21 protein-coding genes are annotated in these 22,980 nt (G+C 73.1%); 7 read left to right on the top strand and 14 right to left on the bottom strand.

What is annotated here, in order from left to right:
* Nucleotides 1-91: 91 nt before the first annotated feature.
* Genes ACZ516_RS12780 through ACZ516_RS12765 form a run of 4 tightly spaced genes read left to right on the top strand, consistent with a single transcriptional unit; the run spans nt 92 to nt 4,899 of the window.
* Nucleotides 92-634: a (2Fe-2S)-binding protein gene (locus ACZ516_RS12780; RefSeq protein ID WP_361082119.1), complete on the top strand. Its 543-nt coding sequence runs from the start codon at nt 92-94 to the stop codon at nt 632-634.
* Nucleotides 631-1,623: an FAD binding domain-containing protein gene (locus ACZ516_RS12775; RefSeq protein ID WP_469010006.1), complete on the top strand. Its 993-nt coding sequence runs from the start codon at nt 631-633 to the stop codon at nt 1,621-1,623. The genes ACZ516_RS12780 and ACZ516_RS12775 overlap by 4 nt, the downstream gene beginning before the upstream one ends.
* The gene (locus ACZ516_RS12770; protein WP_469010005.1) at nt 1,620-3,758 is read left to right on the top strand and encodes a xanthine dehydrogenase family protein molybdopterin-binding subunit; all 2,139 of its coding nucleotides are present in this window, start codon (nt 1,620-1,622) and stop codon (nt 3,756-3,758) included. Before ACZ516_RS12775 ends, ACZ516_RS12770 begins: the two co-directional genes overlap by 4 nt.
* Nucleotides 3,751-4,899, top strand: a complete 1,149-nt coding sequence (locus tag ACZ516_RS12765) for an XdhC family protein (protein ID WP_469010004.1) — start codon at nt 3,751-3,753, stop codon at nt 4,897-4,899. The genes ACZ516_RS12770 and ACZ516_RS12765 overlap by 8 nt, the downstream gene beginning before the upstream one ends.
* Here ACZ516_RS12765 and ACZ516_RS12760 read toward each other — a convergent pair.
* The 5 genes from ACZ516_RS12760 to ACZ516_RS12740 form a co-directional block, all read right to left on the bottom strand.
* Nucleotides 4,878-7,118, bottom strand: coding sequence for a glycosyl hydrolase (locus tag ACZ516_RS12760; RefSeq protein ID WP_361082127.1), 2,241 nt, complete (start codon nt 7,116-7,118; stop codon nt 4,878-4,880). The two genes, ACZ516_RS12765 and ACZ516_RS12760, sit on opposite strands and share 22 nt — an antisense overlap.
* 66 nt (nt 7,119-7,184) lie before the next feature.
* Nucleotides 7,185-7,976 (bottom strand): SDR family oxidoreductase, encoded by a 792-nt coding sequence (locus ACZ516_RS12755; protein ID WP_469010467.1) that lies wholly within the window; start codon nt 7,974-7,976, stop codon nt 7,185-7,187.
* Between the two features lie 146 nt (nt 7,977-8,122).
* Nucleotides 8,123-9,673 carry an FAD-dependent oxidoreductase gene (locus ACZ516_RS12750; RefSeq protein ID WP_469010003.1) on the bottom strand — a complete coding sequence of 517 codons (1,551 nt, stop codon included), beginning with the start codon at nt 9,671-9,673 and terminating at the stop codon, nt 8,123-8,125.
* A 120-nt stretch (nt 9,674-9,793) separates the two neighbouring features.
* On the bottom strand, nt 9,794-11,833 hold the full coding sequence (locus tag ACZ516_RS12745) for a CocE/NonD family hydrolase (RefSeq protein ID WP_469010002.1): 2,040 nt from the start codon (nt 11,831-11,833) through the stop codon (nt 9,794-9,796).
* 82 nt (nt 11,834-11,915) lie between these two features.
* Nucleotides 11,916-13,229, bottom strand: a complete 1,314-nt coding sequence (locus ACZ516_RS12740; protein ID WP_469010001.1) for an ATP-grasp domain-containing protein — start codon at nt 13,227-13,229, stop codon at nt 11,916-11,918.
* A gap of 122 nt (nt 13,230-13,351) precedes the next feature.
* Between ACZ516_RS12740 and ACZ516_RS12735 the strand changes: the two genes are divergently transcribed.
* The gene (locus tag ACZ516_RS12735; protein ID WP_469010000.1) at nt 13,352-14,017 is read left to right on the top strand and encodes an endonuclease; all 666 of its coding nucleotides are present in this window, start codon (nt 13,352-13,354) and stop codon (nt 14,015-14,017) included.
* 90 nt (nt 14,018-14,107) lie between these two features.
* On the opposite strand, the gene ACZ516_RS12730 is transcribed toward ACZ516_RS12735, so the two are convergent.
* The 5 genes from ACZ516_RS12730 to ACZ516_RS12710 form a co-directional block, all read right to left on the bottom strand.
* Entirely contained in the window at nt 14,108-15,505 is a 1,398-nt protein-coding gene (locus ACZ516_RS12730) for a vWA domain-containing protein (RefSeq protein ID WP_469010466.1), read from the bottom strand.
* A 44-nt stretch (nt 15,506-15,549) separates the two neighbouring features.
* Nucleotides 15,550-16,419, bottom strand: a complete 870-nt coding sequence (locus ACZ516_RS12725; RefSeq protein ID WP_361082137.1) for an AAA family ATPase — start codon at nt 16,417-16,419, stop codon at nt 15,550-15,552.
* Nucleotides 16,420-16,704: 285 nt separating this feature from the next.
* Nucleotides 16,705-17,145, bottom strand: coding sequence for a nitroreductase family deazaflavin-dependent oxidoreductase (locus ACZ516_RS12720; protein WP_361082139.1), 441 nt, complete (start codon nt 17,143-17,145; stop codon nt 16,705-16,707).
* A 95-nt stretch (nt 17,146-17,240) separates the two neighbouring features.
* A complete protein-coding gene (locus tag ACZ516_RS12715) occupies nt 17,241-17,648 on the bottom strand; it encodes a CoA-binding protein (protein ID WP_469009999.1) in 408 nt (135 codons plus the stop codon).
* A gap of 55 nt (nt 17,649-17,703) precedes the next feature.
* Nucleotides 17,704-18,279, bottom strand: a complete 576-nt coding sequence (locus ACZ516_RS12710; RefSeq protein WP_358584137.1) for a TerD family protein — start codon at nt 18,277-18,279, stop codon at nt 17,704-17,706.
* 154 nt (nt 18,280-18,433) lie between these two features.
* Here ACZ516_RS12710 and ACZ516_RS12705 point away from each other — a divergent pair, with 154 nt between their 5' ends.
* Both ACZ516_RS12705 and ACZ516_RS12700 read left to right on the top strand, forming a co-directional pair.
* A complete protein-coding gene (locus tag ACZ516_RS12705; protein WP_361082276.1) occupies nt 18,434-18,844 on the top strand; it encodes a BlaI/MecI/CopY family transcriptional regulator in 411 nt (136 codons plus the stop codon).
* Between the two features lie 23 nt (nt 18,845-18,867).
* Entirely contained in the window at nt 18,868-19,800 is a 933-nt protein-coding gene (locus ACZ516_RS12700) for a M56 family metallopeptidase (RefSeq protein WP_469009997.1), read from the top strand.
* A gap of 43 nt (nt 19,801-19,843) precedes the next feature.
* Here ACZ516_RS12700 and ACZ516_RS12695 read toward each other — a convergent pair whose 3' ends face one another.
* Genes ACZ516_RS12695 through ACZ516_RS12680 form a run of 4 tightly spaced genes read right to left on the bottom strand, consistent with a single transcriptional unit; the run spans nt 19,844 to nt 22,949 of the window.
* Entirely contained in the window at nt 19,844-20,299 is a 456-nt protein-coding gene (locus ACZ516_RS12695) for a tellurite resistance TerB family protein (RefSeq protein WP_358584133.1), read from the bottom strand.
* A 45-nt stretch (nt 20,300-20,344) separates the two neighbouring features.
* The gene (locus tag ACZ516_RS12690) at nt 20,345-22,258 is read right to left on the bottom strand and encodes an ABC transporter ATP-binding protein (protein ID WP_469009995.1); all 1,914 of its coding nucleotides are present in this window, start codon (nt 22,256-22,258) and stop codon (nt 20,345-20,347) included.
* Complete coding sequence (locus ACZ516_RS12685; RefSeq protein WP_469009994.1) at nt 22,255-22,698, bottom strand: lasso peptide biosynthesis B2 protein; 444 nt, start codon at nt 22,696-22,698, stop codon at nt 22,255-22,257. Before ACZ516_RS12685 ends, ACZ516_RS12690 begins: the two co-directional genes overlap by 4 nt.
* Nucleotides 22,695-22,949 carry a lasso peptide biosynthesis PqqD family chaperone gene (locus ACZ516_RS12680; protein ID WP_469009992.1) on the bottom strand — a complete coding sequence of 85 codons (255 nt, stop codon included), beginning with the start codon at nt 22,947-22,949 and terminating at the stop codon, nt 22,695-22,697. Before ACZ516_RS12680 ends, ACZ516_RS12685 begins: the two co-directional genes overlap by 4 nt.
* Nucleotides 22,950-22,980: the final 31 nt, after the last annotated feature.

Below are 22,980 nucleotides of genomic sequence, written 5' to 3'. Positions count from 1 at the left end.
CCCTCCCTCACCTTCTCCTGATCCAGCGCCTGACTCCCGGCCCGTGGCCGGGACCGCCTCGTTCGACGCGATTCGCGAAAGAAGGCCGCTCATGGCTCCACCGACGTCCAGTGCTCTCACCCTCCAGGTCAACGGCGAGAAGCACACGCTGACCGTCGACCACCGCACCACCCTGCTCGACGCGCTGCGCGAGCGGCTCGACCTCACCGGCACCAAGAAGGGCTGCGACCAAGGCCAGTGCGGCGCCTGCACCGTGCTGATGGACGGCCGCCGCGCCCTGTCCTGCCTGCAACTCGCGGTCGCCGCCGAGGGACGCGAGATCACCACCATCGAGGGCGTCGCCGACGGCGACCGGCTGCACCCCGTGCAGCAGGCCTTTCTCGACCTCGACGGCCTCCAGTGCGGTTACTGCACCCCCGGGCAGATCTGCTCCGCCCTCGGCGTGATCGAGGAGCACGCGGCGGGCTGGCCGAGCGCCGTCACCGCCGACCTACGGCCCGAGGCCGGCGTCCCCGAACTGACCGCGGAGGAGATCCGCGAGCGCATGAGCGGCAACCTCTGCCGCTGCGGCGCGTACGTGTCCATCGTGCGGGCGGTCGCGCGGGCGGCGCACACCGAGGAGGAGGCGGTATGAGGGACTTCCGCTACCAACGGGCGCACGACGTGTCCGGTGCGCTCGCCTTACGCGGCGCCGACCCCGAGGCGCGCTACCTCGGCGGCGGCACCAACCTCGTCGACCTGATGAAGACCGGCGTCGAGCGCCCGGCGCTCCTCGTCGACGTACGCGAACTGCCCCTGGACGGCATCGAGTCCACCGACGACGGCGGGCTGCGCATCGGGGCGACCGTCACCAACAGCGACCTCGCCGCGCACCCCGACGTACGGCGCCGCTACCCCGCGCTGGCCCAGGCCGTCCTCGCCGGCGCCTCCGGGCAGCTGCGCAACATGGCGACCGTCGGCGGAAACCTGCTCCAGCGCACCCGGTGCGCGTACTTCACCGATCCGCACACGCCCTGCAACAAACGCCGGCCCGGCAGCGGCTGCGCCGCCCTCCAGGGCGAGCACCGCAACCACGCGATCCTCGGCGCCACCGACCACTGCGTGGCCACCCACCCCTCCGACATGGCAGTCGCGCTCGCCGCGTTCGACGCCGCCGTCACCTACGAGAGCGCCGAAGGACCGGGCCGGCTGCCGCTCGCGGAGTTCTACCTCCCGGTGGGCGACACCCCGCACCTGGAGACCGCCCTGCCACCCGGTGCGCTGATCACCGGCGTCACGCTGCCCCCGGCCCCGGTCGCGGCCCGCTCCCGTTACCGCAAGGTGCGCGAGCGCGCTTCGTACGCCTTCGCCATCGGCTCCGTCGCCGCGGCCCTGGACGTGCGCGACGGTGTCGTGCGCGAGGCACGCCTGGCCTTCGGGGCCGTCGCGTCCCGGCCGTGGCGTGCCCACGAGGCCGAGCGGGCGCTGACCGGGGGCCCGGCGAGCGCCGAGGCCTTCGCCGCCGCCGCGGACGCCGAACTGGCCGCGGCCCGGCCCCTGCCCGACAACGCGTACAAGGTGACGCTCACGCGCAACCTCGTCGTGGCCCTGCTGAGCGAACTCACCGAGGAGGCCAACCGATGACCACGACGACCGGACCCACCGCGGTGACGGGATCCGTCGGGGCCCCGCGCGCCCGCGTCGAGGGCGTGGACAAGGTCACCGGCGCCGCGCGCTACGCGGGCGAGATCCCCTTCGCCGGCCTCGCCCACGGCTGGCTGGTGCTGTCCACCGTCGCCCGCGGCCGCGTCACCTCCGTGGACACCGGGCCCGTCCTCGCGATGCCCGGCGTGCTGACCGTCCTGCACCACGGCAACGCCCCGCGTGTGGACACCCGTTACGAGGGGCTCCTCGGGCGCCCCGACCCCACCGTCGGGCTCTTCCAGCACGACCGGGTGCCGTTCGCGGGCTGGCCGGTGGCCCTCGTCGTCGCCGAGACGCCCGAGCAGGCGAGGGAGGCCGCGGAGGCGCTCGTGGTGCGGTACGACCAAGAGGCCCACGACATCGCGTTCTTCGCCGGACGCCCCGGCACCTACACGCCGGACACCGACGGCACACGGACGGCGAAAGGCGACCTGGAAGCCGAGTTGCAGGCTTCCGCCCATGTCGTGGACGCCGAGTACACCACGCCCGAAGAGCACCACAGCATGATGGAACCGCACGCGGCCACCGCGCGCTGGGACGGCGGCCGTCTCGACGTCGTCGACTCCAATCAGGGCAGCGCCTGGGTCGCCGACGAGCTGGCGAAGCTGTTCTCGCTCGACCCGGCCTCGGTGCGGGTGCGCTCCGAGCACGTCGGCGGGGCCTTCGGCTCCAAGGGCCTGCGCGTCCACCAGGTCGCCGCCGTGATGGCGGCGACCGAACTCGGCCGCCCCGTACGCGTCGTGCTGACCCGCCGCCAGATGTTCTCCGTCGTCGGCTACCGCAGTCCCACCGCGCAACGCGTCCGGCTGGGCGCCGCACCCGACGGACGGCTGCGCGCCCTGGACCACCAGGGGCAGAACCTCACCTCGACCATCCACGAATTCGTCGAGCCCAGCGCCGGCTTCGCCCGCCCCATGTACGCCGCCGACGCGCACCACACCGTCCACCGCGTCGTGCCCCTGGACGTGCCGACGCCCACCTGGATGCGGGCTCCCGGCGAGGCCCCGGGGTCGTTCGCGCTGGAGTGCGCGCTCGACGAATTGGCCGAGAAGTGCGGCATGGACCCCATCGCGCTGCGCGCCCGCAACGAACCGGAGGCGGGCCCCGTCTCCGGGCTGCCGTTCAGCAGCCGCAACCTCACGGCCTGCTTCACCGAGGGCGCCCGCAGGTTCGGCTGGGCGGAGCGCGACCCGCGGCCCCGCGTGCGCCGCGAAGGGCGCTGGCTGCTCGGCACCGGCACGGCCGCCGCGACCTTCCCGGTACTGGTGGGCCCGGCCACGGCCGCCGTGACGGCGCGGCCCGACGGCACCTTCGCCGTGCGCATCACCGCCGCGGACATCGGCACCGGCGCGCGGACCGCGCTCACCATGATCGCCGCGGACGCGCTGGGGGTCGCGCCGGAACGCGTCCGCCTCCACATCGCCGACAGCGACTTCGGGCCCGCGATGATCGCGGGCGGTTCGATGGGTACCCGCTCCTGGGGCTGGGCCATCATCCTCGCCGCGCGCGAACTGCGGGAGAAGCTGGTCCCCGGCGGTGACATCCCGGCGGACGGCATCACCGCGCGCTCCGACACCGGGGCCGCCATCGGCGCGCTCAGCGAGAAGGAACGCCACTCCTTCGGCGCGCAGTTCGCCGAGGTCGCCGTCGACGTCGCCACCGGCGAGGTACGCGTACGGCGGCTGCTCGGCATCTTCGCCGTCGGACGGATCATCAACCCGCTGACCGCCCGCAGCCAGTTGATCGGCGGCATGACCTGGGGCCTGTCCATGGCGCTGCACGAGGAAGCCGTCAGGGACCGCGCCTCGGGCGCCCCCGTCGGCGCCGACCTCGCGGGCTACCACATCGCGGCGCACGCCGACGTGCCGCCCATCGAGGCGGACTGGGTGGACGACCCTGACCCCGACGACCCCCTCGGGATCAAGGGCATCGGAGAGATCGGCATCGTGGGCTGCGCGGCGGCGATCGCCAACGCGGTCTGGCACGCCACGGGCGTCCGCCACCGCCACCTGCCGATCCGCCCCGACCGGGTCATCGAACACCCGGCGAGCCAGGCGGGCGTCAGCAGTGCTTGACATCGCCGCTGACCTGCACCAATGGGTCCAAGAAGGCCGGGACTTCGCGGTCGCCACCGTCGTCGGCGTCGGCGGCAGCGCACCGCGCGGCCCCGGCGCCGCCCTCGCCGTCGACGGCGAGGGGACGGTCATCGGCTCGGTCTCCGGCGGCTGCGTCGAAGGCGCCGTGTACGACCTGTGCGTTCAGGCCCTCCAGGAGGGCAGGGCGACGGTCGAGCGGTTCGGCTACAGCGACGAGGACGCCTTCGCGGTCGGCCTGACCTGCGGCGGCGTCATCGAGGTGCTGGTCACCCCGGTAGCCGCCGACGCGCCGGACAGGGCGGTCCTCGCCGCCGCCCTTTCGGCCGCCGCCGAGGGGGCGGGCGCGGCCCTGGCACGGATCACCCGGGGCCCCGCCGACCTGCTCGGCAGGCCGCTCCTGGTGCGCGCCGACGGGACGTACGAGGGAAGCCTCGGCGCCCATCCGGAGCTGGACCGCACGGTGGCGGGGGAGAGCCGTGCCCTCCTCGCGGCGGGCCGCACCGGCGATTTCGCCCTCTCGCGGAGCGGAGCGCGCTGCGAGAGCGACCTGACGTTCCTGGTCGAGTCGAGCGTGCCGCCGCCCCGCATGATCGTGTTCGGGGCCGTCGACTTCGCGGCGGCCCTGGTGCGCGCCGGGAAGTTCCTCGGCTACCACGTCACGGTGTGCGATGCCCGCCCCGTCTTCGCCACGCGGGACCGCTTCCCCGAGGCGGACGACATCGTGGTCGAGTGGCCGCACCGCTATCTCGACCGCACGGCGACGGACGACCGCACGGTCCTGTGCGTGCTCACCCACGACGCCAAGTTCGACGTGCCGCTGCTCGCGGCGGCGCTGCGGCTGCCCGTCGCGTTCGTCGGCGCGATGGGCTCGCGCCGCACGCACGAGGACCGTCGGCGCAGGCTCCGCGAGGTCGGCGTCACCGAGGAGGAACTGGCCGCGCTCCACTCGCCGATCGGCCTCGACCTCGGCGCCCGCACTCCCGAGGAGACCGCCCTGTCGATCGCCGCGGAGATCGTCGCGGCCCGGCAGGGCGGCACCGGCCTGCCGCTGACCGGCTCCCGGACGCCGATCCACCACGAGGCGCCTGGGAGCCGCCGTCAGCGGGTCGTCAGCTCGTAGAAACCCCGGCCGAACGTGGCGGCCACCAGGCGGCGGTGCCCGGCGTCGTACTCGATGTCGTCGACGGGCACCGCGGGCATGCCCCTGCCCAGCCGCGACCACGTCGGACCGCCGGAGCGGGAGGTGAACACGCCCTGGTCGGTGCCGACGTGCAGCCGCCCGCCGTGCCCGAGGACGAGGTCGTTCACGGGCGCGTCCGGCAGATTGCCCGACAGGTCCTTCCAGTGCCGTCCACCGTCGGAACTGGCGTACACATGCGCCTTGTGGGACCCGGAGCGATAGGCGGAATGGGTGGTGTAAACGCGCTCGGGGTCGCGCGGGTCGACGACCACGCGGGTCACCCAGGAGCGGCCCTCGGCCCGCTTCGTCCAGTGCGCGCCCAGATCCTCGGTCACCCACACGCGGCCGTCGTCGGTGCCCGCGTAGACCGTACGGCCGTCTCCCGCGGGCGCGATCGAGGTGATCGTGCCGTAGTTGGCGTAGAGCGGGTCGGGCCCCGGGCCGCCGGACAGGTCGGGGCTGATGGGCCGCCAGGTCTCGCCGCCGTCCGTGGAGCGGTTGAGCACCTCGGAGCCGTAGTAGAGGACCTTCGGGTCCTCGGGGTCGAGGACGACGGGCGTGAACCAGTTGCGCCGCTTGAACGTCGTGCGGTCGGCGAAGTAGGCGAGGGTGTCGCCGCCGTCCGTGGAGCGGAAGCAGTTGCCGTACTGGTAGCAGGCGAAGACGTGGTCCGCGTCGGTCGGGTCGATCAGGTTCTCCTCGCCGTCACCGCCGAGGTACTCGTTGAAGCGGGGCCCGCCCCAGGAGCGCAGTGAGCCGTTGTCCTGGGCGCCGCCGGAGAGCCGGCCGGTGTCCTGCGGGGTGATGGCCGCGCTGTAGAGCTGGGTGTACGGCTCGTGCCGTGCCTTCACCCAGCCGCCGTCGCCGTTCGCGTCGGAGCGGTAGACGCCGCCGTCGTTGCCGAGATAGACGCGGCCCGGCCTGCGCGGGTCCCACACCATCGCGTGCTGGTCGGCGTGGATGCCGGTGTCGTCGGCGCTCCAGGTGGCGCCGCCGTCCTTGGTCGCCAGCAGCGGCACGCCCGCGACCTGCACGTGGTCCGCGTCCCTCGGGTCGGCCCACACCTTGCCGAACCACCAGCCGAACGTCGACTGCGAGTCCGTCAGCTTCTGGTCGGCCGGGGTGCGCCGCCAGGTGTCGCCGCCGTCGGCGGAGGCGTAGAAGCCCTCGAAGGGCCCGCTGGCCCGGTTGACGATGGCGTACGCCTTGGCGCCCGCGACCGCGAGACCGATCCGCCCCACGTCCGGGCCCTGCGGGGGCAGTCCGCCGCCGAGGCGCCGCCAGCTCCTGCCGTCGTCGTCGCTGCGGAAGATCCCCGAGCCCACGCCGCCGTACGTGCGCAGTGCGGGCGTGCGGCGGTGGTCCCACAGCACGGCGTACAGCCGCTTGCCCCGCACGACGATCTCGGTCGCGCCGGTGAACTCGTTGGCGCCCGACAGGATCCGCCGCCAGGTCTTGCCGCCGTTCTCCGACCGGTAGACACCGCGGTCGCCACCGCCGTTGTAGAGCGAGCCCGCGGCGGCCACGTGGATGCGGCGCGGGTTCCGCGGGTCCACCGTGATCGCGCTGATGGCCCCGGAGTCGCGCAGACCGATCCGCCGCCAGTGCCTGCCCCCGTCCGCGCTGCGGTAGAGCCCCGTCCCCTCGTACGTGATGCTGCCGCCGCCCGGGTTGGGCTCACCGGTACCGGCGTACAGGGCGCCGTCCGGGCCGGTGGCGACGGCGCCCATGGCCTGCGTGAGGCCGTCGGGCCAGGCGGACCGGAACGTCCGGCCCGCGTCCGTGCTGCGCCAGATCCCGCCGCTCGCGGCGGCCGCGTACACCGTGTCCGCCCGCTTCGGGTCGAGCGCCAGCGACACGATCCGGCCGCCGATGTTGGTGGGCCCGAGCGCCTTCCACCGCCCGCCGGTGGTGGGCAGCCGACGGGCCTGCGCGGCGGCGTTCTCGTGGGCGTGGCGGGGGATCGACTCGCCCGGCACGGTCTTTTGCAGGTAGCGGTACTCGGCCGGTGCGGCCGGCCCGCGGACGGGGCGGTAGACATCACCGGGACCGGGCGGCGCCGCGCCCGCCTGCCCGGCCGCCAGCAGGACGACGCCCGCGAGCGGGGCGAGAACCAGATGAAGCAGGCGTCTGCGCATGAGCACCCTCTTCTTCGGCATGGCCATAACAAACGGTGCCGACGTTACGAGAGGGGGCGGGGGAGCAGAAGGGGAAAGCAGGCCTTCCTAGGTGAGGCCACCGTTGCTCATCAGCAGCTGGCCGTTGACCCACTCGCCCTGCGGGGAGCAGAGGAAGTCCACGAGATGTGCGGTGTCCTGGGGAGTGCCGAGCCTGCCGAGCGGGGTGCGGCGGACGCAGTGCTCGCGGACCTCGTCGGGCATCCAGCCGGTGTCGACCGGCCCGGGGTTGATCACGTTGGCGGTCACACCGAGGTGGCCGAGCTCGTGGGCGGCGGCCAGGGTGATGCGGTCCAAGGCGCCTTTGCTGGCCCCGTAGGGCAGGTTGCCGACGGTGTGGTCACTGGTGAGGCCGATGATCCGGCCGGTGCCCCGTTCCGCGGTGAAGCGGCGTCCGAACTCGCGAATGAGCAGCCAGGTGGCGCGGGCGTTGACGGCGAAGTGCCGGTCGAAGCTCTCGACCGTGGTGTCGAGCAGCCCTGAGTCGACGGACTCGCAGTGACTCATCACCAGCGCGGTGACCCCGCCCCTTGCCTGTTCGACCTCGTCGAAGACGCGGGCCGGGGCGTCCGGGTCGGCGAGATCCGCTTCGATCGCGGTGGTGGCGGCGCCGAGTTCGGCGAGGGAGCGGCTGATCGTCTCCCGCGCGCCGGGCTCGCTGCCCCAGCTCATGCGGTCGTCGTAGGGGGTCCAGTAGGTGAAGGCGATGTCCCAGCCCGAGGCGGCCAGCCGGCGGGCGATGCCCGCGCCGATACCGACCGTGCGGCCCACACCGGTGATCAGGGCGAGCGGGCGGTCCCCGCGCGCCGAAGAGCCTTGCCCGCGGCCGGGCCGGTCCATCGCGCTGTCGGTCGTCACGGGCCGGAATGCTCCCCGAACGACACCACGGCGTCAATCGCTTTCTGCCACCGCGAGGCCCGGCCCAGGGACGTGGGACGCGAGCCCCGGGCCTGGCTCACGTCTGCCAGGGCGTCCCCTGCGGGCGCTCACGCCTCAGGCAGCTCCCTGGGTTCCAGGGGGCGTGTCGCCGGGCCCTGGAGGACCGTGCCGTCCGTGGCGAAGCGGGAGCCGTGGCAGGGGCACTCCCAGGTGGTCTCCGCCGCGTTGAAGGAGACCAGGCAGCCCAGGTGGGTGCAGCGGGCGGAGACGGCGTGGAGTGCGCCGCTCTCGTCGCGGTGCACGGCGCAGCGGCGCCCCTCGACCCGGACCACCGCCCCGGAGCCCGCGGGGATCTCGTCCACCGAGTCGACGTGGGTGCGCAGCCGGTCCCCGACGAAGTGCTTGGCCACCTCCGCCTGCTGGCCCAGCAGCGCGGGCGCCTCCCGTACGGTCTTGAGCAGTCGGCGCGGGTCGTAGAGGTCGGCCCAGGGGGACTTCTCCCCGCGGACGAGGCGGGCCAGCAGGCTGCTGGCCATCACGCCGCCGCTCATGCCCCAGCCGCCGAAGCCCGTGGCCACGTACGTGTGACGGGCCCCGGGGTGGAAGGGGCCGACCATGGGCACGCCGTCGGTCACGGAGTTGTCCTGGGCCGCCCAGCGGTAGGCCGTCTCCGCCACGTCGAAACGCTCCCGCATCCACGCGTCCAGCTTCCGGAAGCCGGCGGCGGCGTCGCCCGTGCCCGGGGTGAAGCCCTCACCCGTGACGATGAGCAGCCGCCCGCCGTCGTCGCCGTACGGCGCGGTGCGCACCGAGCGCTTGCCCCCCTCCTGCGTGATGTACATGCCGCCCGGATCCTGTCCGGGGGCCAGGGGAGCGGCGACGACGAGTTCCCGGTTGGCCGAGAGCCGGGCGAAGAGCAGAGCGCGGTCGAAGACCGGGTAGTGGGTGGCGACGACGACGTCCTTCGCCGTGACCGTGTGCCCGGACTCGGCCGTCACCTTGCACGGAGAGCCCTCGCGCAGGCCGGTCACGCGGGTCCGCTCGTGGATGACGCCGCCCCGCGTCCGCAGGTCCTCGGCCAGCGCCAGCAGATAGGCGCGGGGATGGAACTGCGCCTGGTCGTCGACGCGCACCGCGCCCGCCACCGCGAAGGGCAGGCCGGTGACCTCCGTGTACTGGGCGGGCAGCCCGGCCTCCCGCGCCGCCTCGGCCTCCGCGCGCAGCTCGTCCGTGCCGTCCGGGCGGGTGGTGTACGTGTAGGCGGGCGCGCGCTCCAGCTGGCAGTCGATGCCGAATTCGGCGCCGACGGCCGCCACGCGCTCCACCGCCTCCTGCTGGGAGCGCGCGTACAGCCGGGCGGCCTCGGGCCCGCGGGTCCGGCGCAGCCGGTCGTACACCAGGGTGTGCAGCGAGGACAGCTTGGCCGTGGTGTAGCCGGTCACCCCGGCGGCGATGCGGTCGGCTTCCAGGACGGCCACCGAGCGCCCCTCGCGGGCCAGCTCCCAGGCCGTGCTGAGCCCCGCGATGCCGCCGCCGACCACGGCGACGTCCACCTCGATGTCCTGCGCCAGCGGTGGGTACGACGTCGGGTCGCTGGTGTCCATCCAGTACGACTCGGGCCGGCCCGGCAGTGGCCCGGTGCGAGGTGCGTCGGCCATGGTGGCTCCCTGGTCTCGGGGGTGATCGTGGGTGGTACGGGTTCCCCCCTCCCCGCCGGATCAACCCGGCGGGGATCTTGCCCCCAGGCTACGCACAGCGGACATGACGCGCTTGTGGGCTCAGAGCCAGTCGCGTGGCAGCGTCTCGTTCCACGTCCGGGAGAAGACGCGGCGCTCGCCCTCGTAGCCGTCGAGCGTCGCGTCGACGAAGAAGCGGCCCTCGTCGCACCGCAGCACGGTGCGGGTGCGCACGCTCACGTCCCAGTCGTCCCGCGTGAAGCGCATCGTCCAGGCCGACTCGCCGGACACCGAGGTGAAGTCCTCCCCGGTGGACGTGTACCGCTCGAACGCGCGGCAGCCCACGTCGAGGCCGATGTCGTCGTACCGCACCGTCCCGCGGTCCTTGACGATCTCCAGCGCCGAGTCGTAGTTGACCAGGTCGCGCCGGACCTCCCAGCGCTGGTCCGGCGGCGAGAGACGGGTGGTGGACAGCGGCTCCGCCCCCTCGGGCTCCTCGAAGGGACGCTGCGGCGCGTTGTCCGGCTCCGCGACCGGCCGCACCGGCAGCCGCAGCGCGCTGGAGCCCTCGTACACGCTGAGCAGCACCGGTCGGGGGGCCGGCCAGGCGAGCGGCCAGTACGAGGTGGACAGCGAGAGCCGGATGCGGTGCCCGGGCGGGAAGGACTGGGCCACGCCGTTGAGCTGGAGGGTCGCGCGGTAGCGGCGGCCCGGTTCCAGGGGCTCGGGCTCGCCCGTGCCGTCCCTGCGGGTCAGGTTGAGCACGCCGTATGTCACCCGGGTGGCCCGCCCGTCGGGGGCGACGTCGGAGATGCGGGCGGCGACCATGGCCACCGGCTCGCTGACCGACAGGTCCAGGTCGACGGCGGGCGAGCCGAGGATCTCCACCGCCTCGGTCAGCTCGGGCGAGTCGAAGACCAGCGAGCCGCCGTCCTCCTCGCGCTGGTCGTAGGGCAGGTCCGGCGGAGCGTTGTAGGACGCCCACTTGCCCGCGAACTGGCCCACCGACAGCGGGGACTGCACCGTCATCGCCTCACCTGCGGCGTCCGGCTCCACCACCGGTTCGCCCTGCCAGGCGATGCGGTGGCGCAGCAGGGGGCGGGCGACTTCCTCGATGTGCGGCGAGGGCCAGCGGGGCTCGCCGACCCAGCGGCCGGGCCGCTCCTCGTAGGAGGTGGAGGGCGGCACACTGTCCTGCATCCAGGCCCGCAGCATCGGGCCGTCCATGACGCCGTTGTCCTCGCCCTTGAGCCAGTGGTCCCACCAGCGCACCACCTCCTGGAGGTAGCCGATGGCGGGGCCGGGCTCACCCAGGTGCGGATACTTGTGCGACCAGGGGCCGATGAGGCCCTTGCGCGGCACGTCCAGGTTGCCGAGCAGCCGCGTCACGGCGTTGGAGTAGCCGTCCGCCCAGCCGCTGGAGGCGAGGACGGGACAGCGTACGTTCTGGTAGTCCTCGCAGACCGAGGCGTGCTTCCAGTACGCGTCGCGGCGCTGGTGGCGCAGCCACTCCAGGACCCAGGGCCGGGTGCCCTCCATGCGCTCGTGCCACATCTCGCGCCAGCGGTCGCCGACCACGGCCGGGTCCGGCGGACAGGTGCCGTAGGCGAACATCGTGCCCGCCTCGGCGAGGTTGTCCGACAGCATCGCGCCGCCCATGTAGTGCATGTCGTCGGCGTACCGGTCGTCCGTGAACGACGAGATGACGATGGCCTTCAGGCTCGGCGGCCGGCGGGCGGCGACCTGGAGCGCGGCGAACGCCCCCCAGGAGATGCCCATCATGCCGGTCGTCCCGTCGCACCAGGGCTGCTCGGCCAGCCAGGCGAGCACCTCCTCGGCGTCGGCCTGCTCCAGCTCCAGGTACTCGTCGCGCAGCACGCCCTCGGAGTCACCCGTGCCGCGCACGTCGACGCGCACGCACGCGTAGCCGTGCCCCGCGATGTAGGGGTGGTGGATCGAGTCGCGCACGGAGCTCAGATCGCGCTTGCGGTACGGGATGTACTCCAGGACGGCGGGTACCGGAGTCTCGTCCGAGCAGGTCGGGCGCCAGATCCGCGCCGACAGCCGGGTGCCGTCGGACATCGGGACGACGACATGCTCTTCCTCTTTGGTCGCGTACGGGAGATTGCCCACGTGACGCATGGGGCCGTGCCATCCTCTCGGTCGGTTCCTCCGCCGGGCAGGCGGAATCGGGGTCCAGGGGCGGGGTGCCCGCTCGCGTGCTTCAGTCGTTGGTCACGTCGCGGCCGCCGGGCTCGGTGCCGTCGAAGGTGAGCCCGAGCGCGGCGACGCACCGGTCGTACTTGCGCCGCAGGTCCTCTTCGTCGTCACCGCCGATGGAGAAGTGCGCCAGCTCGTAGCTGTAGCTGTCCTGGTGACCGGCGTCGGAGAGCCGCTGCCCCTCCTCGACCAGCACCTCGATCCGCACGTTCCCGATCTCCCGCTCGATGCGGTCGATCTCCTCGCGCGTCGGCACGTCGTGCACCACACCGTCGGCGAACCACCGGTAGTACCACTTGGCGGAGGTCGCGCAGGGGCCCTCGCGGTGGGGCAGTGCCGGGTCCTCGTCGAAGGCGAGGCTGACCATGCTGTGGTGGTTGGCGACGCCGTCGACGTACTCGAACAGCTCCGCGTGCGCCTGCGAGTGCCGGGGGTTGATCTCCAGCAGGTTCAGCTCGTCGTTCGACGGGTCGTAGAAGTACTCGATGCTGAAGGTCGCGTCGTCCATGCCTATCTGGCGCATCACCCGCTCGGACACGTCGTGCAGGCGCCGCACCACGGGCTCCGGCAGGGTGGAGGGGTACTGATGGCGCAGGAAGCACGAGGAGTCGGGGTAGTTGATGGAGTCGAGCACGCCGTAGACGGTGACCTCGCCGTGGCGGACGTACCCCTCCACCGCGACCTGGATCCCCGACAGCGCCTCCTCGGCGAGACAGACCTGGGCGCCGATCCCCGCCATCTCCTCGGGCAGCTCGATCTGGTCGAGGATGTACTCGAAGGGGCGGCCGACCGTGCCGATGCCCTCCTTGATCCTCGCCACGGCCGCGTCGAACTCCTCCTCGTCCTTCACGCCGTAGGCCAGCTTCGAGGAGTACGACAGCGCCGGCTTGAGCCACATCGGGAAGCGCACGCCCTCGGGCGGCTGCGGCGTCTTCGCCGTCAGGTCGACCCGCCCGAAGCGCGGATGCTCGTCGATCACCTTCTGCTGCTCCAGGCGGCTCCAGTACTTGTGCTCGCACTTGACGACCGACTCCAGGCTGGTGCTGCGGGTGCCGTAGCGGTCGCCGAGCATCGCCACGAGCGTGCTCACCGGGAAGTCCCAGTAACCGACGATCGCGTCGATGCTGCCGTCGAAGGCGTCCAGCACCTTCTGCGCCTTCTCCAGGAGGTCGGGGACGGACACCTCACCGCCCTGCAGCTCCTCGATCGTCAGCAGCGGATGGAACGTGCAGTCACCCGCGTGCGGGATGGCGTTCAGCGTGGGCACATTCGCTTCGTCCAGACCGATCACGAACACGTTCTTACGGCTCACAGCCACGAAAAGATCCTTTCTTGGGGTCGAAGGGGGTGTGTACCCGAGGTGCCGACCCGCACACGTCGGCCATGAAAAGCGGAAAACCGGCCATGATGAGCAGGGAGGAACCGACCGGGAGGAGAACCATGGCCGACCGACGCAGGCGGGACCAGGCCGTCGTCCGCGCCCTGCTCGACGCCCACGGCCGCACCTACGCCGAGGACGCCGGCATCCGGCTGCGGGACACCCCGCAACCGCTGTACCAGCTGCTCGTCCTGTCCGTGCTGCTCAGCGCCCGCATCCGCAGCGCCGCCGCCGTCGGCGCCGCCAGGGAGCTCTTCGCCGCCGGACTGCGCGATCCGCGGCGCATGGCCGGGGCGTCCTGGCAGCAGCGGGTCGACGCGCTGGGCCGCGGGGGCTACCGCCGCTACGACGAGCGCACCTCCACCCAGCTCGGGGACGGCGCCGAGCTGGTCGAACGGGAGTACGGGGGTGACCTGCGCCGGCTGCGGGAGGCGGCGGGCGACGACGCCAGGGCGCTGCGCGGGCTGCTCCAGGAGGTGCCCGGCCTCGGCCCCACGGGTTCGGACATCTTCCTGCGGGAGGTGCAGCGCGTGTGGCCGGATGTGGCGCCCCGCCTGGGGGAGAAGGCCTTGCAGGGGGCGCGGCGCCTCGGCCTGCCCGACGACCCGAAGGAACTCGTGCGCCTCGCGGGCGACGCGGACCCGGCGGCGCTGGCGGCGGCACTCGTCCGGGCCGCCTTGGACAAGACGATCACCGAAGAACTGACCGCCGAGCCGGACGGCTCCTGAGCGGGGGCCGGGCCGCCCGCTGAGCGGAGGTTCAGCAGCGTCGGGCTCCGGGGCCAGCAGGGTGTGCTTGGGCGACGGTCCGGCCGCGCGTCACACCGGCAGCAGGCGCGCGATGAGCGCGCCGAGCTGCCGGGCGTTGCGGCACTCGTGCATCTCGACCAGCTGGGCGTACGCGTACGCCGCCGAGTCGCCCGTCGACCACTGGGAGCGCTGCTCGGGGTTGAGCCAGTACACCTGGCGGGCCCGCTCGGCGATGCGCCGCAGCGCCGGAAGATTCGGGTCGCTCATGTTCGTCCGGGCGTCCCCGAGGACGAAGACGGTGGAGCGCGGGCCGACCGCGTCGAGGTGGCGCTCCGCGAACTCGCCCAGGGACGTGCCGTAGTCGCTGCTGCCGTGCCACCCCGTCACCGTCGCCTCGCCGAGGATGCGGGCGCCGAGCCCCGCCGGATCGGCCGAGCCGTGCGTGAGCAGTCCCGTCACCTCGTCGACGCGGTTGACGAAGGCGAACACGCGCACCTTGCTGAACTGGTCGTGCAGCGCCTGTACCAGCAGCATCGTGAAGTTCGCGAACCCCGCCACCGAACCGGACACATCGCACAGCAGCACCAGCTCGGGGCGGGCGGGACGGCGCCGGCGCAGCACCGGCCGCATCGGCACCCCGCCGGTCGACAGGGAGCCGCGCAGCGTGCGCCGCAGGTCGATGGTGCCGTGCGCGGCGCGCCGGCGGCGGGCGGCCAGGCGGGTCGCGAGCCTGCGGGCCAGCGGATGCACGGTCCGGCGCAGCTCGTCCAGCTGGGCGCGGCCCGCGAGCAGGAAGTCGACCCGGTCGGCGGTGGTCGCCACGGCACGGAGCGCGATCTCCCGCGTGCCGCGCCGCTCGGCGACCCGCCGACGGGCCTCGGTCCGCACGCGCTCGCGGAACCCTTCGATGCGGCGCCGGATCTCGTCGGCCTCCAAACGGTCCGTGAACGCGGCCTCCCCGGAGGTCTCGTCGCCGGGCCAGCCGTCGGGGCGCGCCCGCAGGGCGGCCAGAACGCGGGCGAGGAGCGTTTCCGGCCGCAGCCGGCCGAGCGTCTGGTGGGCGGACCAGCCGTCCGAGCCCTGCCCCGCGCCGCCCGAGCCGTAGCCGCCGAAGCCGTCCACCGCCTCCGCCGCCAACCGGCCGAGCAGGGCCTGGTCGTTCGCGGCGAGGGCGGCGACCAGCCGTTCGCGCAGCGCCTCCCGGTCGGGCTCGCCGCCCCCGCCTTGACCGTTCGTGCCGTCGGGGGCGCCCACACCCAGCGGGAAGTAGAGGTCGAAGACGGGATCGAAGACGGCCCGCTGGCCCTCCTGGTGGAGCAGCGCGGCGGCCAGACCCTCCCGGACGCGTTCGCGGTCGGCGAGACCGAGCACTTCCAGAGCGGCCGCCGCGTCGACGGTCTCACCCGTGCCGATGCGCAGGCCGTGGGAGCGCAGGGTCGCGACGAGACCGGTGAGCCGACCGGCCATCCCCTCGGGAGCGGCCGTCGCCGGCGGCCCGTCGGGGAGCGCTGTCACAGCGCGTCCAGGTCGAGCTTGGCCGTCGCCTTCAGCACGTCGTCCTGGTGCTTGAGCAGGACGCCGAGACTGTCGCGTACGACGCTCTCGTCCAGGGTGGCGGCGCCGAGCGCGAGCAGGGTGCGCGCCCAGTCGATGGTCTCGGCGACCGAGGGCACCTTGCGCAGGTCCATGGCGCGCAGCGCGCCCACCACCCGCACCACCGACTCGGCGAGCGCCTCGTCCAGGCCCGGCACCTTCAGGGAGACGATGCGGCGCTCCAACTCCTCCTCGGGAAACCCGATGTGCAGGAACAGGCAGCGCCTGCGCAGCGCCTCCGACAGTTCCCGACTGGCGTTGGAGGTGAGCACCACGAACGGGCGGCGCTCCGCGCTGATCGTGCCCAGCTCCGGCACCGTGACCTGGAAGTCGCTCAGGACTTCCAGGAGCAGGCCCTCCACCTCGACGTCGGCCTTGTCGGTCTCGTCGATCAGCAGGACCTTCGGCTCGGCGCCGCGGATCGCCGTCAGCAGCGGGCGCGGGAGCAGGAACTCCTCGCTGAAGATGTCCGTGCGCGTCTCGTCCCACGACTCGTCGCGGCCGGCCGTGATGCGGAGCAGCTGCTTGGCGTGGTTCCACTCGTACAGCGCGCGGGACTCGTCGACGCCCTCATAGCACTGGAGCCGGACCAGCCGGGCGCCCGCGACCTGGGCGACGGCCTTCGCGAGCTCCGTCTTGCCGACGCCGGCCGGGCCCTCCACCAGGAGCGGCTTGCCGAGCCGGTCGGCCAGGAAGACGGTCGTGGCGACCGCGGGCGAGGCCAGATAGCCACTCTCGGCAAGGCGGGCCGCGACGTCGTCGACGGATGTGAAATACCCGGTCGTCATGCTCAGTTCTCCCGATTCGTCCATCCGGCCCGCGCCCCGCTGACCTCGTACGGCTCACCCTCGACCCGCCACTGGTACCTGATCAGCTCGGAACGCCACCCCACAACACGCGGCCGCGATGTGCGGCACACATCACGGCCGGCGGCATGACCCGGCACCGGAACTCGACGGAGGCTGACGACGCGACGATCACCGTGCGCTGTGGCGACCTCACGGCGACCTGGGGGAGCTCAGACTGACAGGCGCTCAGGACGTGAGGGCCGCTCTCCGGGTAGAGACGGGTGCTCAGGACTCGACGGGGGTCAGGACGAAGACCGGGATCTCGCGGGTCGTCTTCGTCTGGTAGTCGCTGTAGTCCGGCCACACCGAGACCGCCCGCTCCCACCACACCTTCCGCTCCTCGCCGGTGACGACGCGCGCGTGGTAGTCCTTCTTCACCGGGCCGTCCTGCAGTTCCACGAGCGGGTGGGCGACGAGGTTGTGGTACCAGGCCGGGTGCGCGGGGTCGCCTCCCTTGGAGGCCACCACCGCGTACTCCCCGTCGTGTTCGACGCGCATCAAGGGGTTCTTGCGCAGCTTCCCGCTCTTGGCGCCGACCGATGTCAGCACGATCACGGGCGTGCCCCGCATCGTCGTGCCCTCGGTGCCGCCGGAACTCTCGTAGAGCTCGGCCTGCTTGCTGGCCCAGTCCCACGTACCCGGCTCGTACTCTCCAGTCAAAGGCATGCCCTGCTCAACGGAACGGCGGACGTTCCGTATTCCCGGCGGGGAGAAAGGCATCGGCCAGAGTGGCGGCAAGAGCGGGCGGAACGCCGTCGGCCTCAGCCCAGGCGTGGGATCTCGATGGCGGGGCAGCGGTCCATGACCATGGCCAGGCCCGCCGCGCGCGTCCGCGCGTACGCCGCCTCGTCGATCACGCCGAGTTGGAACCACACCGCCTTGGCGCCGGCCGCCACCGCCTCGTCGGCCACCTGGCCCGCCAGGGAGCTGTTGACGAACACGTCGACCACGTCCACCTGGAACGGCACGGCGGACAGGGACGGATAGCCCTGTTCGCCGTGGACCGCCGCAGCCTTCGGGTGGATCGGGACGACGCGCTTGCCGAAGCGCTGCAGGACGGCCGCGACGCCGTACGCCGCCCGGTCGCGGTTGTCGGACAGGCCCACCAGGGCCCAGGTGTCGCCCAGCCCCGTCAGGATCTCGCGCACCGTCTCCTGGTCGCCGTACATGACCTGCCTCCTCGACAATCGAACACCCGCGGCCGGATGCCGCCCGGGACCTCGGTCAGACGTTCACGCCGAAGTCCGACGCGATGCCCCTCAGCCCACTGGCATAACCCTGGCCGACCGCACGGAATTTCCACTCCGTGCCATGGCGGTACAGCTCGCCGAAGACCATGGCGGTCTCCGTCGAGGCGTCCTCCGAGAGGTCGTAGCGCGCGATCTCGACGCCGTCCGCCTGGTTCACCACGCGGATGAAGGCGTTGCGGACCTGCCCGAAGCTCTGCCCGCGGTTCTCGGCGTCGTGGATCGACACGGGGAAGACGATCTTCGAGATCTGGGCGGGCACCTGGGCGAGGTTCACCTTGACCGCCTCGTCGTCGCCCTCGCCCTCACCGGTGAGGTTGTCGCCCGTGTGCTCGACCGAACCGTCCGGGCTCGTCAAGTTGTTGTAGAAGACGAAGTGCTGGTCGGAGACGACCTTGCCGGAGTCGTCGCAGAGCAGCGCGCTGGCGTCCAGGTCGTAGTCCGTGCCGGTCGTGGTGCGCACGTCCCAGCCCAGGCCGACCAGGACGGCGGTCAGGCCCGGGGCCTCCTTGCTGAGCGAGACGTTGCCGCCCTTGGCCAGGGAAACTCCCACGATGTCCTCCTGAGGTCCGAGTTCCGGGTGCTTGCTTTCGTAGAATCCGTCCACGGAATCTACAGGAATGTAGAAGCGGGTGGGGTGCTCATGGCCCGTTACGATGTGGCGTTCCCGGCCGCGGAGCACCATGAGGCTGGAGGGAGAACCGGGCATGGAGGGTGACGACCACGAGCGCGAGGAGCGCCGGCCACGGCTGCGCCGCCGCGCCCAGGGCGAGCTGGAGCAGCAGGTGCTCGCCGCGCTGCACGCCGCCCGCGGCCCCGTCAGCGCCGCCTGGGTGCAGGAGCGGATCGGCGGCGACCTCGCGTACACGACCGTGATGACGATCCTCACCCGCCTGCTCGCCAAGGACGTGGTGACCCGGGAGCGCGCGGGCCGGTCCTTCGCGTGGACCTCCTCCTCGGACGAGGCGGGTCTCGCCGCCTTCCGGATGCGCAAGGTGCTCGACGCCGAGAGCGACCGCGAGGCGGTCCTCGCCAGCTTCGTCACGACGCTGACGCCCGACGACGAGCAGCTCCTGCGCGAGCTGCTCGGGCGGGCGGGCGCCGGAACCGACGACTGACGGCCGATGGGAGCCTCTGCCTGATGGGCGTCTTCGTCTTCCTGCCCCTCGTGCTGCCGTTGACCGCCTGGCCCGTCGCCCGCCTCGCCGAGCAGCATCTGCACCCGCGCACCGCCACGCGCGTGCTCACCGCCGTCGCCGGGGTGATGGCCCTGTGCAGCACGCTGTGTCTGGCCCTCCTCATGGTCGTCGGCACGGCCCAACTGCCGGGCAACCCCCTGCCGGACGGCTGGTCGGACCCCGAGGTGCGCGCCGCCGTGCCCTACGACGAGGTCGCGGGAAAGGTCGCGATCCCCGCACTGCTCGCCGTGTGCGCCGCGTGCGCGCGCACCCTGCTGCGGCACGCGCGCGTCCGGCGCCGGGGTCACCGCGCGCTCGGCGCGCTCCCCGGTACGTCCGTCGCCGTGCTCCCCGACGAGGTCCCCTACGCTTACGCCCTCCCCTCGCGGCGCGGTGGCCGCGTCGTCGTCACCACCGGCATGCTGACCCGGCTCGCGGCACCCGAGCGGCGTGCCCTGTTCGCGCACGAACGGGCCCACTTGGCGGCCCGGCACCACCGGCATCTGCTGATCTCCCAACTGGCGGCCCGCGCCAATCCGTTCCTGCGGCCGCTGCGCACCTCCGTCGCCTTCACGGCCGAGCGATGGGCCGACGAGACGGCGGCGCTCGCCGTGCGGGACCGGCGGGTCGTCGCCCGCGCGATCGGCAAGGCGGCCCTGGTCTCGCGGGGCGCCCCCGCGCCGGCCCTCGCGGGATTCGCCGCGCCGGGGCCCGTGCCGCGCCGCGTCGCCGCGCTGCTCGCCCCGGCGCCCGCCGCGCGCACGCGCCCCTCCCTGTTCACCGCGGTGGGACTCGCCCTGTGGGGCGCGGCGTTCGGCACCGCCGTGTCCGCCATGTCCTCGGCGAACTCGGCGGTCACGATGGTGCTCATCCTGCGCGCGGCCACGCCGCTGTGAGGAGGCCCGCCGCCGGGCCGACGACGCGACTCGCGACAGACGCCTACAGGTCGAACTCGTGCGGCGGCAGGTCGAGCGCGAAGCACGCCTCGCGCACCACGGCCTGCTCGTCCTTGTCGAAGTCGCCGTCGGCGCCGCCGATGACTATGCCGATCTGAATGACGGCACGGGCCTCCGCGGGCTTCTTCCTCGCCTTGGCGACTTCCTGGAGGAGGCTGACCTTGCCGAACGCGAAGTCGGCGGTCAACTTGTCGACACAGGCGTCGAAGCGGCGGCGCAGGTCGTCCGCCGGGAAGTTCTGCAGCACCTCGTTCGTGCCGATGAGCTGCGCCACGCGCAGGCGTTCGGCGGCGTCCACGGTGCCGTCGGCGGCCGCCACCAGGGCGCACATCGCCATGCTCGCGTCGCGGAAGGCGCCGCTCTTCAGGTCGTTCTTCTTCGCCGTCAGCTGGGTCTGCATCGTCGACGCGGACTCCTTGAACCGGTCCCACAGGGCCATGAGGAACTCCCCAAACATATCGGTGTTTCTACAACACTGTAGAAACTAGCAGTCGGGCCGAGAAGTTCCCGACCCGGCCGACGGCCTGGGGGCCGGGGCCCACTCGTCCTTGGGCGCGGTGGCCGGGTGCAGCATCTGACCGGCCGCCAGTTCGCGGTACAGGGGGCTGACGGCGAGCAGCTCCTCGTGGGCCGCGCACGCGGTGGCGCGGCCGTCCTCCAGGACGACGATCTGGTCCGCGTGCTGGACGGTGGAGAGCCGGTGGGCGATCACCAGCAGGGCGCATTCCCGCGCCGCGTCCCTCATCACCGCGGTGAGCGCGGCCTCGTTGATGGCGTCGAGGTGGGAGGTGGGCTCGTCGAGCAGGAGGAGTTCCGGGCGGGCGAGCAGGGCGCGGGCCAGGGCGACGCGCTGGCGTTCGCCGCCCGAGAGCGTGTTGCCGCGCTCGCCCAGCATGCCGGACAGGCCACCCTTGAGCCGCCGTACGACATCGTCGAGCTGGGCGAGTTCGACGACGCGCCGCACCTCGGACTCGGGGGCGTCGGGCACGGCGTAGGTGATGTTGTCGCGCAGGGTGCCGTGCACGACGTGGGTGCTCTGGTCGACGACGGCGATCCGCTCGCGGCATTCGGCGCGGGTCAGGTCGGTGGAGGGCCGCCCGTCGAAGAGGAGGGCCCCGGAATCGGGTTCGTAGAACCTCGCCACCAGGGCGAAGATCGTGCTCTTGCCGGCGCCCGACCGGCCGACCAGCGCCGTGTGACGTCGGTGGGGGACGCAGAAGCTGACGCCGCGCAGGACGGGCCGGCCGGGGTCGTAGCCGAAGGTGAGGTCGCGCAGCGCGAGGGCGGGTACGCCGTCGGAGCCGATGCGCCGCGTCGCCTCCCGAGTGCGCGCGCGTACGGTCCGGTGTCCGGGGTCGACCTGGCCTCTGGGCCCCTCTCCGCGCTCCGGATCAGTCCGCCGCCCGGCAGGGGAGGGCTCCGCGGGCAGGTTCAAGGCCTGTTCGATGCGCTGGTAGGCGCCCATGCCCCGCTGGATCAGACCGGCCGCGCGGAACACCGAGGACAGGGGCAGGACGAGGTAGGAGGCGTACAGCAAGAAGGCGACGAGGTCGCCGAGGGAGTTCGCGCTGCCCGTGACGCGCAGGCCGCCGATCACCAGGACGAGCAGGAAGGAACCCTGGACCGCCAGTTCGACGGCCGGACTCATCAAGGACGCGAGCCTCGCTGTCCGTACGCCCGCCTCGTACGCGGAGTCGACGCGCTCGCCGACGCGCCGCGCCTCGCGCTCCTCGGCCCCGTGGACGCGGACCATCGGCAGGGCCCCGAGGGCGCGTTCGAGGTCGGAGGCGATCGCGCCGACCGAACCCTGCATGTGCTCGGAGGCGGCGCGGATGCCCTTCAGGAGCGAGGCGACGACGCCGGCCGCGACGGCCACGGTCAGGGCGACCAGGACGAGCAGCAGCGGATCGAGCCACATCATCAGGGCGATCGCGCCGGCGGCCACGAGAGCGCCCGTGACGAGGTCGACGAGGGCCTGCGAGACGACCTCCCTGAGCAGGGTGGTGTCGGCGGTCACGCGGGAGATCAGGTCACCGGTGCGATGCCGGTCGTACTCCCGCATCTCCAGCCGCAGCAGCCGCGCGACCAGGCCGTGGCGGAGCTGGCGTACGACTCTTTCGCCCATGCGCTCCAGGACGAAGCGGCCGACGGCGCCCGTGGCCGCCTCGCCGACGAACAGCGCGGCCAGAAGCAGCAGAAGGGGCCAGTACGCCCGTCCGCCGTCGCCCGCGTCCACGATGTGCTTGGCGACGAGGGGCTGGGCGAGCCCGAGCGCGGACCCCACGAGGGTGAGCGCGCTCGCCACGGTGACGGAGGCCCGGTGCCCGCTGGTGAGTCCGTACATGGTGGCCACCGCGGCCCGAGTCGAGCGGTCGGGCGCCTTCGCGGCCGCTGTCATGGGCGGCGCGACCGGCTCGTGACCAGCGGGCCCACCGCCAGCAGCCGCGCGAAGTAGTCGTCCGGCATGTCCTCGCCCACGGGCCGCCCCTCCGCCTCGATCCACGCGTGCGCGTTGAACGGCGGCACCACGCTCGCCCCCGTGCACCACGTGGCCCAGCCGCCCGTCAGCCGGCACAGCAGGACCGCGCCCAGCGAGCGGGGCAGGCACCCCTTGGGCCCGGCGCACAGCAGGCTGACCGCGCACATCGCGTCCCGGGCGTTCTGGGCCTGCGCGGCCGTGGCCGGCGCCGCTCCCCGCCGTACGACAGCCAGGACGGCGCGGATCCGGCGCGGGGGCAGCAGCGACAGCACGACGGCCGGCAGCAGGACGAGGCGGGCCCCCAGGCGCCGGGTGAAGGGCACGCCGGTGGGCCGCACCAGGGCGCTCGGCGTCGTCATGAGGCCAACCCCGACTCCCGCAGCTCCCGCACGAGATCCGCGACGTCCTGCTCCGCGCGGGGCCGGCTGATGTCGAACTCCGCGACGAGCGCGTCGACGGCCGCCGCTTCCCCGCCACCGTCCAGGAGGGTCCGCACGACCAGGGTGCCGGTGGGGTTGAGTTCCCAGTAGTCGCCGCTGCGCTGATCCAGCAGGACCGTGCCGTAATCGGTCTCCGTGGTGCAGACGTCGGGGCCGAACCGCAGTGCCATGGTGGGTGTCTGCCTTTCTCCGGGGGCGTGC

The organism is Streptomyces sp. NPDC034037, from assembly GCF_055575715.1.
The sequence above is the reverse complement of the archived record's forward strand: the minus strand, read 5'-3'. Positions and strand labels throughout refer to the sequence as shown.

What these genes read in the sequence shown, in the direction of transcription:
- ACZ516_RS12715 (WP_469009999.1), bottom strand. Translation starts at nt 17,648, where the DNA reads ATGTACGGCGACCAGGAGACGGTGCGCGAGATCCTGACGGGGCTGGGC.
- ACZ516_RS12730 (WP_469010466.1), bottom strand. Translation starts at nt 15,505, where the DNA reads ATGGCCGGTCGGCTCACCGGTCTCGTCGCGACCCTGCGCTCCCACGGC.
- ACZ516_RS12760 (WP_361082127.1), bottom strand. Translation starts at nt 7,118, where the DNA reads ATGCCGAAGAAGAGGGTGCTCATGCGCAGACGCCTGCTTCATCTGGTT.
- ACZ516_RS12780 (WP_361082119.1), top strand. Translation starts at nt 92, where the DNA reads ATGGCTCCACCGACGTCCAGTGCTCTCACCCTCCAGGTCAACGGCGAG.
- ACZ516_RS12735 (WP_469010000.1), top strand. Translation starts at nt 13,352, where the DNA reads ATGGCCGACCGACGCAGGCGGGACCAGGCCGTCGTCCGCGCCCTGCTC.
- ACZ516_RS12700 (WP_469009997.1), top strand. Translation starts at nt 18,868, where the DNA reads ATGGGCGTCTTCGTCTTCCTGCCCCTCGTGCTGCCGTTGACCGCCTGG.
- ACZ516_RS12755 (WP_469010467.1), bottom strand. Translation starts at nt 7,976, where the DNA reads ATGGACCGGCCCGGCCGCGGGCAAGGCTCTTCGGCGCGCGGGGACCGC.
- ACZ516_RS12690 (WP_469009995.1), bottom strand. Translation starts at nt 22,258, where the DNA reads ATGACAGCGGCCGCGAAGGCGCCCGACCGCTCGACTCGGGCCGCGGTG.
- ACZ516_RS12725 (WP_361082137.1), bottom strand. Translation starts at nt 16,419, where the DNA reads ATGACGACCGGGTATTTCACATCCGTCGACGACGTCGCGGCCCGCCTT.
- ACZ516_RS12720 (WP_361082139.1), bottom strand. Translation starts at nt 17,145, where the DNA reads ATGCCTTTGACTGGAGAGTACGAGCCGGGTACGTGGGACTGGGCCAGC.
- ACZ516_RS12685 (WP_469009994.1), bottom strand. Translation starts at nt 22,698, where the DNA reads ATGACGACGCCGAGCGCCCTGGTGCGGCCCACCGGCGTGCCCTTCACC.
- ACZ516_RS12770 (WP_469010005.1), top strand. Translation starts at nt 1,620, where the DNA reads ATGACCACGACGACCGGACCCACCGCGGTGACGGGATCCGTCGGGGCC.
- ACZ516_RS12680 (WP_469009992.1), bottom strand. Translation starts at nt 22,949, where the DNA reads ATGGCACTGCGGTTCGGCCCCGACGTCTGCACCACGGAGACCGATTAC.
- ACZ516_RS12775 (WP_469010006.1), top strand. Translation starts at nt 631, where the DNA reads ATGAGGGACTTCCGCTACCAACGGGCGCACGACGTGTCCGGTGCGCTC.
- ACZ516_RS12705 (WP_361082276.1), top strand. Translation starts at nt 18,434, where the DNA reads ATGGAGGGTGACGACCACGAGCGCGAGGAGCGCCGGCCACGGCTGCGC.
- ACZ516_RS12750 (WP_469010003.1), bottom strand. Translation starts at nt 9,673, where the DNA reads ATGGCCGACGCACCTCGCACCGGGCCACTGCCGGGCCGGCCCGAGTCG.
- ACZ516_RS12745 (WP_469010002.1), bottom strand. Translation starts at nt 11,833, where the DNA reads ATGCGTCACGTGGGCAATCTCCCGTACGCGACCAAAGAGGAAGAGCAT.
- ACZ516_RS12695 (WP_358584133.1), bottom strand. Translation starts at nt 20,299, where the DNA reads ATGGCCCTGTGGGACCGGTTCAAGGAGTCCGCGTCGACGATGCAGACC.